Below are 16609 nucleotides of genomic sequence, written 5' to 3'. Positions count from 1 at the left end.
ACTGTGGATAAGTTGTGGATAACTTATATATATGCATTTAAATCAGTTAGTTAAACTTAAAACTAAAGAATTAAATCTTTTGCGTTCTTACATTATGACAAATCAAAATATTGTATTGACTAGAATAAATATTTCATGGAAAATAGAAGGTTATCCAGTAATGAGTGATTGTAGAAAATGAAACGTACTTATCAACCATCAGTAACACGTCGTAAACGCACCCATGGCTTTCGTGTTCGCATGAAAACTAGAGGTGGTCGTCAAGTTCTTAATGCTCGTCGTTCTAAGGGCCGTAAACGTTTAGCCGTCTAAGTTGGATGAGGTGTCATTAACACCTCTCTTTCAAAGAGTTTGGACGTCAATCAGCGAGATGATTCGTTCATGCCAAAATTGTCAAAAAAAAATATTCTTCAACAATCTGAAGATATTTCACGTACATTAAAAAACAAAAGTATAAATACGCAGCATTTATCTTTTCATAAAAAGATAAATGATTTGGATGTTTCAAGAATTGGTTTAGCAATACCTAAAAAAAATGCTAAACGAGCGGTTGATCGAAATCGCATTAAACGCTTAATTAGGGAAATATTTAGAAATGCCCTTATCAAACAGCCAACAGACATTGTTGTAAAACTTCACACGCCCATTGGGAAAAAAACAAAAAAGAAACTAAGGGAGTTTGAAAGAAAACAGATCCGACAAGAGTTAATCGAACATTTTCAGGTTAAATAAGCCAATGAAAATCCTATTTGTCTATATGATTCGAGGATATCAGTATTTAATTAGTCCAATACTAGGCAACCATTGTAGATTTTCACCATCCTGCTCTGAATATATGTTGGAAGCAATTAATATTCATGGGGTGATTAAAGGGTTGTATTTAGGATTAAAACGAATTTTGCGATGTGCTCCGTGGAGCTCTGGGGGATATGACCCAGTTCCAAAAAACCATAAACATAAATTGTGATGTGAAGGCACTACAATCTACATTTGAAATAATTTAAAAAACTGGTAAAAAATGGATATTAGAAAAACCTTGTTGTGGGTCGTGTTTTCTGTTTCAGGAATCATGTTGTTTAATAACTATCAAATTTCCAATGGTCAAAATCCATTGCCATTGTTTGCTCCGCCCCAAGCTTCAAATCCAAATACAGCCAATGCGCCGAAGCAAGACTCTACAAACGCAAGCCTATCGGCGGTTCCACAAGTGGTAGATGCTAAGGCTAAAGTATTAGACGCCCCAACTAGCCCTGCTGAAATAGCACAAAACACGCCAAGCAAAACATTGACCTTAAAAAATGATTTATTAGAGGTTGAGATTAGTACTAAGGGTGGAACAATTACGCATGCTATATTGAAAAAGCATACTGAAAATAAACAACCGGTCGTACTATTTAATACAGAAAAACAAAGTACATATTTGGCAAGAAGTGGCTTAACAACGGTCGGTTTAGAGCTACCCAATCACAATGATATATTTCTTGAAAAAGTTATTCAAAATGAACAGCAAGTCATATTTTCATCAACTAAAAATGGCGTTACATTAGAGAAAAAATATACCTTAGAACCTAATAGTTATGTTGTTAAAGTAGAAAACAAAATCACCAACCAAACTGCAAACCCAATTAGTCCATTCTTGTACGCAGAGCTAGTTAAGGATAGTAATGTTGTTGTTGAAAGTCAGTTTTATAGCACCTTTACTGGACCGGCAATTTATACAGATAAAGAAAAATATAAAGAAGTTGATTTCAGCGATATAGAGAAGAAAAAAGTTAAATTACCACAAGCACAAGAAGCGGGTGAGTCAGGTTGGATTGCAATGGTACAACACTACTTTGCAACCGCATGGATCCCAAACCCTGAAAGTATTAGAGAGGTTTATTTTGATAAGTTAGATAACAACTTATATCGTGTAGGTGTTAAATCGGCCTTATCGGCAATTGCCCCAGGAACCAGTTTAAGTCAAGAAACAAAATTATTTGTAGGGCCAGAAGAAGATGCACTTCTCCATCAGGTTGCTCCGGGTTTTGATTTAATTAAAGACTATGGATATTTAACAATAATTGCTAAACCGTTATTTTGGGTACTGATGCAAATACATCAAGTGGTCCAAAACTGGGGATGGGCAATTATCATCCTAACGATTTTTATAAAAATCATCTTCTTCCCCCTTTCTGCAGCTAGCTATAAGTCTATGGCGCGAATGAAGGAAGTGCAACCACGTTTGTTGCAAATGAAAGAACAGTATAAGAATGATCCACAAAAGCTCAATCAAGCAATGATGGCAATGTATAAGCAAGAAAAAATTAACCCATTAGGTGGTTGCTTGCCTGTATTAATTCAAATACCAGTGTTTATCTCGCTGTATTGGGTTTTGTTACTGAGCGTTGAGATGCGCGGGGCTCCTTGGTTGGGCTGGATACATGACTTATCAAAACCAGACACCTTATTAAGTGACTTAGTCGGATTAAGTATTCCAATTGGGATACTGCCAATTATTATGGCCGTATCCATGTTTATTCAAACCAAACTCAATCCAACACCGCCAGATCCAATTCAAGCAAAAGTCATGTTATATATGCCTCTCGCCTTCTCACTCATGTTTTTCTTTTTCCCATCGGGACTTGTTTTGTATTACATCGTGAATAATGTTTTATCGATTGCCCAGCAGTGGCAGATTAATAAAATGTTTGGTACAAAAAAACCGTAAAAAGGAATGCAAGCTAAACGCGACCCTATCATTGCTCAAGCAACAGCAGTAGGTAAGGCTGGTATTGGGGTCGTGCGGATCTCTGGTGAGGGGTTAAATCCTTTATTAAGGAAGTTATTCGATAAGTCAATAACTCCAAGATTTGCAAATCTAATTCATTTAAGAGATGAAAACCATCAGTCCATTGATCAGGGCTTATTGACTTATTTTCCTGCACCACATTCTTTCACTGGTGAAGACGTCATAGAGTTTCATGGTCACGGTGGGGTTCTGGTCATGAATCTAGTGATTCAACGATTTATCGAACTTGGACAAAGCTTGCGATTGCGTTTGGCTAAACCAGGAGAGTTCAGTGAACGAGCGTTTTTAAATAATAAAATTGATTTAGCTCAGGCCGAGGCAATTGCCGATTTGATTGATGCAAACTCCATTGCGGCGATTAAGAGCGCGAATCGATCTTTAAGTGGCGTCTTTTCCAAAAAAATCGATGATTTGGTCGAGCAACTGACACATTTAAGAATGTTGGTAGAAGCAACCTTAGATTTTCCTGAGGAGGAAATAGAGTTTTTAGAAAACGCGAATGCTTCTAAGCAATGGCAGGATATTCATGACACTTTGAAAACTGTTTTACATGACTCTCAACAGGGAGCGCTATTAAAAAATGGCGCACTCGTGGTATTGGCTGGGGCGCCCAATGTGGGTAAAAGCTCCTTGTTAAACCAATTAGCACAACAAGATATAGCAATTGTTACACCAATCGCCGGTACAACCCGTGATCGAATAAGAGAGGAAATATACCTAGATGGTATCCCTCTCCATATCATCGATACCGCAGGCCTTAGGGAGAGTCACGATGAGGTTGAAAAAATGGGCATTGAGAGATCATGGTCTGCCATAGGAGAGGCAGATATTATTTTATTTTTAAGAGATGCCTCCAAGATAGATCAAGCTGATAGTAATTTACTTCTGCAAGAAATATACACGGCATTAAAGTTAGACCATCAAAAATCTACACATCTAATAGAGGTATGGAATAAAAAAGACCAAGTTAAAGTTCGTGATGAAGAGCGACTATACATATCAGCAAAAACTGGTGACGGAATAGAAAATTTAAAAGAACAATTGTTGAATGCTCTAGGGTGGGAAAAACACTCTGATAACGTTATCTTAGCGAGGCAAAGGCATTTAGACTCACTAAATTTAGCGCTTAACCACGTTCTTGAGGCACATAGGTATTTATCTCTAGGTAATGCAAGTTTGGAATTATTTGCAGAAGAGTTACGTTTAGCACAAGACGAGTTAGGTGAAATTACGGGTAAATTACTCCCCGATGAGTTATTGGGAAAAATCTTTAGTTCATTTTGTATCGGTAAATAATAAGGTTTTTCACGCAGATGAAAAGTCTTCGTTGCAGTGCAACAAGAAAAATATAAAAAAAATGCGAAAATGATAGATATTTTAAATAAACCTGCCCACTTCTATATGACAACAAATATAAATACAGCCGAAATCAACTTAAACACACCTGACTACATCAAACATCAAAAACTAATAGCTTGGGTTCAACAAATCGCTCAATTAACACAACCAGATCAAATTTATTGGTGTGATGGCTCTACTGAAGAATATGATCGCCTGTGTCAGAAGATGGTTGATGCAGGGACAATGAAAAAATTAAATCCTGCTAAAAGAAAAAATTCTTACTGGGCTTGTTCAGATCCAACTGACGTTGCTCGCGTAGAGGACAGAACATTCATTTGTTGGCCTAAAAAGGAGCAAGCTGGACCCACGAATAATTGGATTGATCCCATCGAAATGCGTCAAACCATGAATGGTTTGATGGCAGGAAGTATGCGTGGTAGAACCATGTACGTAGTGCCCTTTTCTATGGGACCATTGGGCTCACCCATTGCGCATATTGGCGTAGAGCTAACGGATAGCCCATTTGTCGTGGTGAATATGAAAATCATGACCCGTATGGGTAAAGCCGTATTTGATGTTTTAGGCAATGAGGGCGAGTTTGTCCCTTGCGTTCACTCAGTTGGTAAACCATTAACTCAAGGTGAAAAAGACGTTGTTTGGCCATGTAATCCAACTAAATATATTGTGCACTATCCAGAAACTAGAGAAATTTGGTCATTTGGTTCTGGATATGGCGGTAATGCACTATTAGGAAAAAAATGTTTTGCCTTACGCATTGCTTCAGTTATGGGGCGTGATGAAGGTTGGAATGCGGAACACATGTTAATTTTGGGAGTGACCTCTCCGGAGGGGAAAAAATCTCATGTTGCCGCGGCTTTCCCATCTGCATGTGGAAAAACAAACTTTGCTATGTTAATACCACCTGCAGGATTTAATGGCTGGAAGGTTACTACGATTGGCGATGATATTGCGTGGATTAAACCACGAGTAGATCCAACAACAGGTAAGATTCGTTTATTTGCTATTAACCCTGAGGCAGGCTTATTTGGAGTAGCTCCAGGCACCAACACAATTACTAATCCGAATTGTATGTCTTCATTAAATGAAGATGTGATCTTTACCAATGTTGCATTAACAGATGATGGTGATGTCTGGTGGGAGGGTATGACAAAAGAAGCCCCTGCTCATTTAATTGATTGGCAAGGTAAAGACTGGACTCCAGCAGACGGAGCCGCAGGAAGAAAAGCAGCACATCCAAATGCAAGATTTACTGTTGCGGCCATCAATAATCCGGCATGCGATGCGCAGTGGAATGATCCTGAAGGTGTTCCTATTGATGCCTTTATTTTTGGTGGAAGAAGATCAACGACTGTGCCGCTTGTAACGGAATCTAGAGATTGGATTGAGGGTGTCTATATGGCGGCCACAATGGGGTCTGAAACAACAGCCGCTGCTACTGGAAAAACAGGGGTCGTGCGTCGTGACCCATTCGCAATGTTGCCTTTTGCTGGTTATAACATGAGTGAATATTTCCAACATTGGTTAAACCTCGGTGAAAAACTGACGAAAGCTAATGCAGTTTTACCAAAAATATTTTGTGTTAATTGGTTTAGAAAAAATGATGATGGCAAGTTTGTATGGCCTGGTTACGGCGAAAACATGCGCGTCCTCGCATGGATTTTAGGTCGTGTTAACCAATCCTCTCAAGCCCAAGAAAATATTTTTGGATACTCACCGAATTATCAAGACATTAATTGGCAGGGCATTGAATTTTCTGAAGAGCAATTTAATCAAGTCATTTCTGTGGATAAAGAGTCTTGGCGTGAAGAACTCAAGTTACATGATGAATTATTTGACCAACTTGCCTATGGTTTACCACCGGTATTAAGAGAAACTAAGGTCAAATTAGAAAACTTATTGGCTTGATTCTGAAGAGAGTTTATTTAGACACTTTGCAGATTGGATTGTCTGTAACTTCATTTCATTATCAACATAAGTACAGTCATCTTGGAGTTTCACTCGGTCTTGCTTTTTCGTTAACGGGCTGTCATTTTGCAGGGCCAATAAGCTTTCTTTAATATTTTTACCCTTATTGGCTAAACATTCCTTATATTTAATGGCAGTCTCATCTTTGACTATGGCCAATAGAGGCGCACATTTAGTTTTCATCTCTGCATTAATTGAGCTAAGTGAAAGTGGGTTAGGTTTCATGGCTATCGGAGAAATGATTGCCATAGGATCTACAGCTTTTCCTTCCACCTGAACCTCAAAGTGAAGATGAGGACCGGTTGAACGACCAGTATCTCCAACTAGACCAATAATCTCACCCTTTTGAAGGACTTGGTTTTCTTTTACTAAAATTTCTGAAAGATGCCCATACAAAGTAGAAATTTTGTTGGCATGAGTGATTTCAATGTAATTTCCGTAGCCAGTACTATCATTTTTTTGATTGATCTTTGTAACTTTCCCCTTCGCAGCAGCGACAACCGGGGTGCCTAGTTCGCTAGTAATATCAATACCAGGGTGAAATGACGGTTGTGATGTAAAGGGGTCAATGCGCTCACCAAAGCCACTACTGAACATATACTTACCAATGACTGGAACGCCCTCCGGTAAATTAGTTTGGAAAAGAATAGATGAGGAAATCTGAAGTTTTAACAAGGGTACTTCCTCATTAATTTGCTCTATAGCGACCTCAATTTTTTTAAAGGAATTGTTTGGCTCATAACCCTCATTTGCCAAATTAAACTTATCCAAAGGTAAGTACTTACCACCTTTATTGTCCTTTGATTTAGAAGACTTGTTGTTGGGGGGTAACTGCTTTTCAAGCTTTTCTTTGAAGTTGTAAACCTCATTTACATCACCAATCGTTTTGTTTAATTTGTCTTCTAATTGATTAAATCGAGATATTAATTCTTGACTTAAAGGAGGGGGAGGCTCAGGGGGTGGGACAAAGCCCATGTAAAAACCATGTAAAAATAGATATCTGATAGCAACACCGACACAGATAAGCAATATCAACAACCAGATGAAAAAGTGTTTTTTTCGAATGGAAAAATATTGGTTAGCATCATCATCAGGAATAACTTTGTCTAGCATTGCATCCTATCGTTGTAGACCATTACTAAATTATATCTTTTTGAGATGAAAAATAAGAATACATTGAACACGCATCATCAGGTGATTGTTGTTGGAGCCGGTATAGCCGGCTCCACGATTGCTGGCGAACTTTGTAGAGCAGGTTTGTCTGTTGGAATTGTAGATCAACGGAGCGGTCCTGCAAGAGAAACCTCTGCTCATGAAACAGCTTTAGCACACCCTCAAGTTGGCAAGAAGATTTCGAAATTACAACGTTTTACCCAATTAGCAAATCAAATTTCAAATGAAAAATGGCAAAATGCTCAATTATTCAGAAATGCATTTGAGCCAATTCAAGATTTAGATGAAACCGGTACGAGACAACTTAAAGAATTGATTCATGAAATGCAATATGATGAGCAAATATTAAAAGTCATCAGTGAAAATGAAGCAAAATCAAAGGCCCATGTTGGTTATCCAGGAATTTGGTACGAGACGGCTGCAATTTATAGTCTCCCTCGAATTTGCCAGCAAGAAATAGCCTACCTTAACAAAGAGGGGCAATATTGGGATTACAACATTGCCAAAATCAGTTATTTTGCAAAGACATGGTGGGCGTACGCGGAAGATGATGCTTTGATTTGTTCCGCGCCAATGATTGTTTTAGCGAATGGTTTAGGTGTACAAAAACTGTTAAAAAGTCTACAGATCGATTTACCGGTCCGACCCGTCAGGGGGCAACTAAGCAAATTCTTCATACATAAGGATAGCGAATTAGTGCCTTATTTACCCAAAGCAGCTTTAAGAGGAGATGGTTATTGCTTACCTGCCCACTCAACCAGCAACAACGATTGGACATGGGAAATCGGCTCAAGTTATGACGAAGATAGTGCAGATCAAAGTCCATGGAGTCAAAGTGACTTGGAGAATGCTAAAAAAGGATTGCATTTAATTGGGTGTGATCACTCACTTTTAGAAGAAATGGTACCTGTTTCCTCTTTTGTCGGAATAAGAAGTGCATCAAAAGATAGATTGCCCCTGATAGGTCCGATAGAAAATCATCCGGGACTATTTGTGGCTTGCTGCTACGGCTCTAGAGGCGTATTGTGGTCTGCGTTAGCTGCGCCGCTGGTTCGCGCCTATGTAGAGGCTTTCTTAGCTGGTGCAGTTCGTTTACGAGCAGGTTTCTTGGCTGGTGCTTCTGCTTTACTCTCAGCAGAAGTTGCATCCTCAGTTAATCCTGCTCGCTTCTTAGCTGGAGCTTTAGGTACTCGTGCCTCAAATTCAAAGCCAATTTTGCCAGATTCTTGACGGACTAAATAAGCTTTAAAAATCCTTCCAGTTCTTTGAGATTTGAAGTTCGTCAATAAATCTGTTTTTCCAGTATCCAAGAGTTTTTTTACTTGCTCTTCATTTATTTCTTGTTGAAGAATAACTTTGCCCGTATTGAAGTCACAATGTTTATTGGGGCCAACGCTATGTTCGCAGATGTATTTCATGCCATGTTCGTAAACAGCGCCAGAACATTTTGGACACACACCAAGAGCTGTTTGCGCTGAAAAGTCAACAGGCTCAAGATTATCCTCATCACTGTTACCAAAATCAAATTCAAGTTTATAGCCAGCGTTTGGATAGTCCTTATCATCCAAGGGTATTGGTTTTAAGATGATGATTGCGGCAAAAGGACGCCCCATTTTGCTTCTAAAACCTTGTAAGGGACCAACACTTTTATTCCTCAGTAATTCCTCTGCCTCGACATATTCAAGAGCCTTACCACCAGGAATTTTGCTCATTGAAAATCCACATTTTTCACAAGCAAAACGTCGATAGTTCTCTTTAACAGGACCACCACAATGTGGGCATGGAGTAGAAAGAGTAATGTAGTCACCGGGAATGGTGTCACTATCAAACTCCTTGGCACGCTTGACCATACGCTGTGTCATTTGGGCAATTTCTTGCATAAAAGATTCGCGCTTAATGAGCCCCTTTTCCATTTGGGATAGTTGAAACTCCCAGCCACCGGTTAATGCTGGTTGGGTGAGCTCTTCAATTCCAAGCCCCCGTAAAAGAGTCATCAATTGAAACGCTTTTGCAGTAGGTATTAATTCCCTACCTTCACGAACCATATATTTTTCAAATAAGAGACCTTCAATAATAGATGCTCTGGTGGCTGGTGTGCCTAAACCCTTATCTGCCATCGCTTCTCGAAATTCATCTTCTTCAACAAGCTTACCGGCACCTTCCATCGCAGATAAAAGCGTTGCTTCAGAGTATCGTGCAGGCGGCTTAGTTTTTAAGGCATGAACATTGACAGAATCTGCTTTCACTTTTTCATCAATAGCCACAGCGATTAATTCTTTATCATCTTGATTCGATTTACCATACACAGAAAGCCAACCAGGCTCAACCAACACTTTACCCTCCGTCTTGAAGTTCATGCCACTGACGGTTGTAATACGTGTTGTCAACATAAACTCTGCAGGTGGATAAAAGATTGCTAAAAATCTTCTAACAACTAGGTCATAGAGCTTTTGTTCTGGCTCAGAAAGTGTTTTGGGTGGGGCTTGAAGAGTAGGAATAATCGCAAAGTGATCTGAAATTTTAGAGTTATCAAATATCTTTTTATTCGGCTTTACCCATTGATTATTTTTAATTTGTTGAGCAAAGACCGTGTAGTTGGGAACCGACTCACCAAGTTGTTCAATAGTTTCTTTGACGGTGCTGATGTAGTCCTCGGGTAAAGCACGCGAGTCAGTTCTTGGATAAGTGAGAATCTTATGACGCTCATAGAGCGCTTGTGCTAAACCAAGAGTATTTTTTGCAGAAAAACCAAAACGAGCATTCGCCTCTCTTTGCAGACTAGTTAAATCAAATAGTTGGGGTGCTTGTTGACTAGACGGTTTTGAGTCCTCTTGCACGGATCCAGATTTATTTTGACAAGCAACAACAATGCTTTGAGCTTGTGCCTCACTCCATATTCTGCTTTCACGAAGTTCGGGATCATTATTGAGATTTTTCGAGGACTTTTTAAACTCAGGATCGAACCATCGACCTTCATAAACCCCTTTGGCACAAATAAACTCCGCTTTAACTTCCCAGTAATCGCGTGAAATAAAGCGTCTAATTAATTCTTCGCGCTCAACAACAATCGACAAAGTTGGGGTTTGAACTCGACCAACCGTAGTTAAGAAAAATCCACCACTTTTACTATTAAACGCAGTCATTGCGCGGGTGCCATTTATACCAACTAGCCAGTCAGCTTCCGAACGGCATCTTGCGGCGTCGGACAAAGGCATCATATCATGATCAGACCGAAGTTTTGCAAAGCCATCTCTAATTGAGTTGGGAGTCATCGACTGCAACCATAAGCGCTCGATAGGTTGAGTTGCTTTTGCTTGTTGAGCGATGAGGCGAAAAATAAGCTCACCTTCACGTCCAGCATCACAGGCATTAATTAATTTAGAGACATCTTTTCGTTTAATTAACTTTTGTAAAACTTTTAAACGGCTCTCGGTTTTAACAATAGGTCTTAGATCAAAACGAGGCGGAATAACAGGCAAATTATTAAAAGACCATTTTCCCCGTTTAACTTCATATTCATCGGGAGCCGCAATTTCTAATAAATGTCCAACAGCCGAAGAGATAATAAAATCATCACGCTCAAAAAAATCATCATGCTTTGTGAAGCCGCCCAATGCTTTCGCAATGTCGGAGGCGACAGAAGGCTTTTCTGCAATAACGAGGGTTTTTAGATTACCTGGTTCCTGATTCAATGAGGCTGATTTTTTTGCCACTATTTTTACCTTAATTTATGATTTTCTTTTTTTATTATTACCTGAAGAAAAAGATTTCGTGTTGAATTTTAAACACAAGATTCTAATAAATGCACGCTTAAATTTATAAGTTACTGTTTTACAATGATTTTATTTAAATAAAAAAGTATAATGTTGGTTCCAAAGTCCTTTACTTATTCAGTCACACATACTTTAGAATATTTACAGAACGAATAATTTAAAACAATTACCTATATGGCCCAATTAGAAATCCTTTGTTATCCTGACCCTCGATTACATAAAATCGCTAAAAAAGTCATTCATTTTGACAAGCAACTAGAGTTGAAAGTTGCCGATATGAGCGAAACGATGTACGAAGCTCCTGGAATTGGTTTAGCAGCAACTCAAGTCAATATTCTTGAAAATATTATTGTGATTGATATCTCAGATAGTCGTGATGAATTGCAGGTTTTTATTAATCCCGAAGTTATTTGGGCTAGTGAAGAGAAAAAGAGTTGGCGTGAAGGATGTTTATCTGTACCGGAGTATTTTGACGAAGTGACTCGACCTGATCGAGTCAAGGTACGAGCTCAGAATATAAAAGGGGAGTTCTTTGAGGTTGAAGCAGAGGGTATCTTATCCGTTTGCATTCAACATGAGATGGATCACTTAGTAGGTAAGGTTTTTGTGGAGTACTTATCACCTTTAAAACGAGCAAGAATTAAAGGAAAAATGAAAAAGCGTTTTCATCCATAAAACAAATTTTTCTATTTCAAAAAACACGGCATTGATGGAGACTTAAATCATCTAAAAATTGTTTAGATTTTAAATAGTTAAATTCAATGGGTCGCTGTTTACCAATCCCATCGTTAGACACCATTTGATTTGCTGGATGGCACATCAATAGAGTATCTTCTTGTGCAAAAGACAACCAATGCAACATAAGGGTCCTATACGAGCTCACATCAGGTGCGTTAAAGCCATAGACACCTAAAAAGCCATTATTACAAGATAGTTTGTTTTGCTTCAAAAGCTGGTAAAAAGTAGACCCACCCAAAACATTGAGTAAATGACATTTAAATGCCTGCGGTAAATGAGTTGTATGACTTGGTAATAAGGTGGACCTTATCCAGGGCAGTGCATCTGAGTAATGCTGAAGTATTTGAGTAATTAATACCTCTCTGATTTGTGGAAATTGATGAACATGTTGATGACCATCAATAAAGTCAGGTTTAAACTGAAAAATATCCTCAAAGGTTTTTAATTGTGAATCAAAAGATTGCTGAATTTTTTCAGCTGACAACAATCGAAGTTGGCTCATCAAAATCAATTGATTTAGAGGCATGTTCAACGGAGGATTGCCAAACGGTAGGGTTAGATTAAAGTGCAAACCGACTTGAAGTCCCTGACTTCTAGCCAAAATAATGGATGGAGCATCTTGTGCAACATAAGGGCTTTGAGATAAAACGCTGATTTGGCTGATTCGCTTTAATTCAAATAAATGCAAACAACCCTCAGTGATAGCAGGATCTTGACCAATATCATCTGCGCAGATTGAGATTTTCATATTAAGATTTGGCAAACGCCCAACGTTTACTACTGAAATAAGTACCCACGGCTACAATGATTAAAACACTAAAAAGTGCTATTTGATAGGGTAAGTTCAACACATACATGGCAAAGCTTAGCAATAATTCATTGCAAACAAAGCTAGTGAGAGATATTAAAAAATAGGGCAATAAAGAATCTTTGATTGATTTGTTACTGCTTGCAAAGGTAAATAATCTTTGCCCACTGAAGCTAACACAAAAGGCCGTCAAAAATGCAATGATATTCGCAATTAATGGGTTCAAATTGAAGAGTTCAACGAAAAGAATGACCACCAAAAAATGGACGCAGGCAGCAACACCTCCTACCATCACAAATTTAATACTTTGAGGTAATTTATCGATCAAGCTGACTATTGTCATGGTCTTTAGATATGAGATACAGGGGCCTTTGCTTGACCTCGGTAAAGATACGCCCAATATATTCACCTAAAATACCGATGGAGAGAAGTTGCACGCCAGAAAATAACATCAAAGCAACAGTGATCGTTGGCCATCCACTTGTAGGATTGCCGTTAACTAATGTATCGAAGACTACGTAAAAACCATAGGTAATCGCCATAATCGATATTAATACACCGACAAAGGTCCAGACTCTAAGTGGCAAAGTACTAAAAGAAGTCAGGCCAGATAATGCCAGTTTAATTAAATTTCTCAAGCGAAAGCTTGAGGTTCCACTAAGACGATCGGAAGGCACAAAGGGTATTGCAACCGATTTAAATCCAACCCAAGCATAAATGCCTTTCATAAATCGGTTACGCTCTGGGAGTGCTCTTATAGCCTCAACCACCTTTTTGTCCAACCAACGAAAGTCTCCTGCATTTTCAGGGATAGGAACATCCGCCCCAGCACTCATCAGTGAGTAAAAGAAGCGGGTACCCATACGCTTTAAAAGAGCTTCGTTGTGGCGATTGATAATGACACCATAGACCATGTCATAGCCAGAAAGCCATAATTGAGACATTTCATCCAGTTTGGATAGTGGGTGCTGAAAATCCGCATCGATTAGCAATACAGCATCACCCCTTGCGTAATCGATTCCACAAGAAAGAGCCGCCTCTTTACCAAAATTTCTAGAAAATTCAAGATATCGAACCCCTGGTTGGTTTGCTAGCTCATCGGCAATTTCATGGGTATTGTCCTTACTACCATCATTAATGATTAATATTTCGTATCGTGGTGTAATACTAGCTAGTGCCAGCTTTAAAGCCTCAACAAACTGAGTCAAATTCGAAGATTCGTTGTATGCAGGAACAACAATAGATAAACTGAAATTGTTAGGTCGATTAACAAGTGTAGACATACCTAAAGTTTAACTGTAATTTTATAATCAGAGAACAATTCATACTTAATTAAAGAACAAACTTTTTGATATCTAATCTTCATCGTCGTCTTCATTATCAGCAAGTACCCATTCTTCCAATTTGTTTAATGATTGGCATGATTTGGTTTTGTACCTTTATGATCTTTCGCCAAGCCCCAGAGTGGGACAATATGGAGGAATTAGTCTGGGCGAATAGTTTCGAAATGGGCTATCAAAAACATCCACCATTGCCATCTTGGGTTTTGTATCCACTGACGATGATTTTTGGTAAGGTGGTTTGGCTGCCCTATGCGTTGGGTTTGATTTGTGTTGCCTCAGCACAATGGATTTCGTATCTGCTATATGTCCGTGTAGCAATTCAAGCAAAAGTTAAAAGCCCCGAAGATTTAGGTGTTTTGGCCGTTTTGGCAACCTCTCCACTGATTTATTACACCATACGGGGTGGCGACTATAACCATAATGCAATGCAATTATGGTCCATCGCTGCTATGTATTATTTCTATTACAGAGCTTGGGAGCAAGAACGAAATAATCGTTTTCAAAAAACATATTATGTCTGGTGGGCCCTTTTTGGCATGATGATGGGACTCGCACTTATTTCTAAATATAGTGTGGTCATCCAGATTGCGGTTTTAGGGGGCCATTTTCTTACAGCAAGTCGGTGGCGGTGGCAAAAAGCCTGGATTGGAGTTTTAATCGCCTTCGGTGTTTTTGTCTTTGTTGCAGCGCCACACTTACATTGGTTGTATCAACAAAGTCTGCTGGGACAAGGCCCTATCTATTACGCATCGCAACTCATGAGTGTACCTACCTCTTTTGGGGATCGAGTCATTGATCTTTTCGTAGACTTTTTACTTACGCAAGTTTATCGACTGCTACCTTGTTTCATCGTCGTTGGGTACATTTATTACCTATGTAAACAATCTAAGCTGCAACCAAATACGTCAGCCTTAAACCCTTCGTGGTGGTCAAAAGTGTCTTCTGAAGACCGGTTATTTTTAATTTTTTTAGGGCTTGGGCCTTGCTTAACAGCGGTTGGTATTGGCATGTTGTTTAACCAAAATATTGAAGCAAAGTGGGCAGTTACTTTCTTTATTATTGTTGGTTTTATTTCATGGGTATATGCAAATGACACTTTAGATATGCGGCGCGTGACACGAGTCGTTATCGCAGGACACATCATCTTTGCATTAGGTTTTGGTATTTTGACTGGTCCGGGAGCAAGTTATATTGGTAAGCAAGGAAGAGCCAGTTTTCCAAGTCAAGAAATGGCCAAAGTGATACAACAGAGATGGTTAGAGCACCCTGAACTAACCGATGGAAAACCGATAGGCTTAGTGGTTGGAGATACTTGGATTATTGGGCACATGGTTGTTCATGACCCAGTTCATCAGGGAAAAGACATAAAACCATGGATCAATGCCAATGATTTAATGTCACCTTGGATGACAGAAAAAGATAAGCAACAAGTCGCATTGATATTGATTGATCAAGGTCCAAAATCAAATGATAAGAAAAGGCACCTAGGTCATCCTCCAAGTAAAGAGGTGCAACACATGTTTGACTTGGCGCCAGTAAAAGGGATAGAGTCTATTCCATGGACGATTAAAGAGGGTGCCCCGCCCTTACAAATACAATGGGCGATCTTGCCTTATAAGCCATCATGAATCAGTTAAAGATTGTTTTTGCGGGTACGCCAGAGTTTGCGGCCATTATCTTAGAAGCATTAGAAAAATCAACTCACCAAGTGGTTGCCGTGATGACACAACCTGATAGGGCATCTGGACGCGGGTTAAAGGTTTTGCCAAGCCTCGTCAAGCAAAAAGCGTTACACATGGATATACCTATACTTCAACCAACATCCCTCAAGCTAGATGGGGCATATAGCACTGAAGCGCTGAATGCCAAAAAGCAAATTGAGAGTTTAGATTTTGATGTCATGATTGTTGCGGCTTATGGACTCATACTTCCAACATGGTTGTTAAATTTGGTAGAGACAAAAAATGACATAGGTTGCATCAATGTGCATGCCTCGTTATTGCCGCGTTGGCGCGGGGCTGCGCCAATCCATCGTGCGATTTGGGCGGGAGATGAACAAACTGGTACCTGTATTATGAAAATGGCGCAGGGCCTAGATACTGGACCAATCATTGCGCAAGAGACAATGCAGATTCAAAGTCTTGATACTACAGGCACATTACACGATCGATTAGCTTCTCAGGGTTCCCGAGTTTTGATAGAGGTTTTAGATAAATTAGCCAAAAAAGAAAAATTTGTATTATTAGAGCAAAACTCGGTCGGAATTACCTATGCCGAAAAAATCAAAAAAGAAGAGGCAAGAATTGAGTGGGGACAAGAGGCCAATCAAATTGATCGGCAAATAAGAGCTTTGAACCCATCACCAGGAGCATTTACAACCCTAAACCAAGAAATCATCAAAATATGGCTATCAGAAAATATTTCTCATCGATGGAATAACCATCAAACATCCCAACCAGGAGAAATACTGGAGGTAGATGACTTTGGTATTAGTGTTGCTGGAAATCAAGGTGTTGTAAGACTATTAGAAGTTCAAAAGGCAGGATCAAAAAGAATGAGTGCTAGTCAATTTGTTAAAAATATGCAATTAAAACCAGGTCAAATTTTTCAATGAATCAATTTTTACATTTGGACTATATGATAAAAAATATGATTA

Annotated in this window: 14 protein-coding genes and 1 pseudogene; 10 read left to right on the top strand and 5 right to left on the bottom strand. The window is 39.1% G+C overall.

The window, feature by feature from the left end:
• Positions 1 to 177: 177 nt before the first annotated feature.
• The 6 genes from rpmH (at position 178) to QMN06_RS12470 (ending at position 6058) form a co-directional block, all read left to right on the top strand.
• Complete coding sequence (rpmH, locus tag QMN06_RS12495; RefSeq protein WP_281970456.1) at positions 178 to 312, top strand: 50S ribosomal protein L34; 135 nt, start codon at positions 178 to 180, stop codon at positions 310 to 312.
• Positions 313 to 381: 69 nt separating this feature from the next.
• Positions 382 to 732 (top strand): ribonuclease P protein component, encoded by a 351-nt coding sequence (rnpA, locus tag QMN06_RS12490; RefSeq protein ID WP_281970455.1) that lies wholly within the window; start codon positions 382 to 384, stop codon positions 730 to 732.
• Positions 733 to 736: 4 nt separating this feature from the next.
• A complete protein-coding gene (yidD, locus tag QMN06_RS12485) occupies positions 737 to 967 on the top strand; it encodes a membrane protein insertion efficiency factor YidD (RefSeq protein WP_281970454.1) in 231 nt (76 codons plus the stop codon).
• A 51-nt stretch (positions 968 to 1018) separates the two neighbouring features.
• Complete coding sequence (gene yidC, locus QMN06_RS12480) at positions 1019 to 2710, top strand: membrane protein insertase YidC (RefSeq protein WP_281970453.1); 1692 nt, start codon at positions 1019 to 1021, stop codon at positions 2708 to 2710.
• A gap of 6 nt (positions 2711 to 2716) precedes the next feature.
• A complete protein-coding gene (gene mnmE, locus QMN06_RS12475; RefSeq protein WP_281970452.1) occupies positions 2717 to 4087 on the top strand; it encodes a tRNA uridine-5-carboxymethylaminomethyl(34) synthesis GTPase MnmE in 1371 nt (456 codons plus the stop codon).
• A 105-nt stretch (positions 4088 to 4192) separates the two neighbouring features.
• Complete coding sequence (locus QMN06_RS12470) at positions 4193 to 6058, top strand: phosphoenolpyruvate carboxykinase (GTP) (RefSeq protein ID WP_281970451.1); 1866 nt, start codon at positions 4193 to 4195, stop codon at positions 6056 to 6058.
• Here QMN06_RS12470 and QMN06_RS12465 read toward each other — a convergent pair.
• Positions 6047 to 7231: a M23 family metallopeptidase gene (locus QMN06_RS12465; protein ID WP_281970450.1), complete on the bottom strand. Its 1185-nt coding sequence runs from the start codon at positions 7229 to 7231 to the stop codon at positions 6047 to 6049. The two genes, QMN06_RS12470 and QMN06_RS12465, sit on opposite strands and share 12 nt — an antisense overlap.
• A 45-nt stretch (positions 7232 to 7276) precedes the next feature.
• Between QMN06_RS12465 and QMN06_RS12460 the strand changes: the two are divergent.
• Positions 7277 to 8329: pseudogene (locus QMN06_RS12460) on the top strand (FAD-dependent oxidoreductase); the annotation flags it as partial.
• A 20-nt stretch (positions 8330 to 8349) separates the two neighbouring features.
• On the opposite strand, the gene QMN06_RS12455 reads toward QMN06_RS12460, so the two are convergent.
• Positions 8350 to 11004, bottom strand: a complete 2655-nt coding sequence (locus QMN06_RS12455; RefSeq protein WP_281970449.1) for a DNA topoisomerase III — start codon at positions 11002 to 11004, stop codon at positions 8350 to 8352.
• A 234-nt stretch (positions 11005 to 11238) separates the two neighbouring features.
• Here QMN06_RS12455 and def point away from each other — a divergent pair, with 234 nt between their 5' ends.
• Positions 11239 to 11739: a peptide deformylase gene (gene def, locus QMN06_RS12450; protein WP_281970448.1), complete on the top strand. Its 501-nt coding sequence runs from the start codon at positions 11239 to 11241 to the stop codon at positions 11737 to 11739.
• A gap of 16 nt (positions 11740 to 11755) precedes the next feature.
• On the opposite strand, the gene QMN06_RS12445 is transcribed toward def, so the two are convergent.
• From QMN06_RS12445 to QMN06_RS12435, 3 genes are read right to left on the bottom strand one after another with little or no spacing between them, the layout of a single operon-like run.
• Complete coding sequence (locus QMN06_RS12445; RefSeq protein ID WP_281970447.1) at positions 11756 to 12550, bottom strand: ChbG/HpnK family deacetylase; 795 nt, start codon at positions 12548 to 12550, stop codon at positions 11756 to 11758.
• 1 nt (position 12551) lies between these two features.
• The gene (locus QMN06_RS12440) at positions 12552 to 12953 is read right to left on the bottom strand and encodes a GtrA family protein (RefSeq protein WP_281970446.1); all 402 of its coding nucleotides are present in this window, start codon (positions 12951 to 12953) and stop codon (positions 12552 to 12554) included.
• Positions 12928 to 13893 (bottom strand): glycosyltransferase family 2 protein, encoded by a 966-nt coding sequence (locus QMN06_RS12435; RefSeq protein WP_281970445.1) that lies wholly within the window; start codon positions 13891 to 13893, stop codon positions 12928 to 12930. The genes QMN06_RS12440 and QMN06_RS12435 overlap by 26 nt, the downstream gene beginning before the upstream one ends.
• 65 nt (positions 13894 to 13958) lie before the next feature.
• Here QMN06_RS12435 and QMN06_RS12430 point away from each other — a divergent pair, with 65 nt between their 5' ends.
• Positions 13959 to 15581, top strand: coding sequence for a glycosyltransferase family 39 protein (locus QMN06_RS12430; protein ID WP_281970444.1), 1623 nt, complete (start codon positions 13959 to 13961; stop codon positions 15579 to 15581).
• Positions 15578 to 16567 carry a methionyl-tRNA formyltransferase gene (fmt, locus tag QMN06_RS12425; protein WP_281970443.1) on the top strand — a complete coding sequence of 330 codons (990 nt, stop codon included), beginning with the start codon at positions 15578 to 15580 and terminating at the stop codon, positions 16565 to 16567. The genes QMN06_RS12430 and fmt overlap by 4 nt, the downstream gene beginning before the upstream one ends.
• The last annotated feature ends 42 nt before the right edge of the window (positions 16568 to 16609 follow it).

Origin of the sequence: Polynucleobacter sp. SHI8 (assembly GCF_027944005.1) — a bacterium.
Classification (GTDB): domain Bacteria; phylum Pseudomonadota; class Gammaproteobacteria; order Burkholderiales; family Burkholderiaceae; genus Polynucleobacter.
Note: the sequence above shows the minus strand (reverse complement) of the source record. Positions and strands in the feature narration are given on the sequence as shown.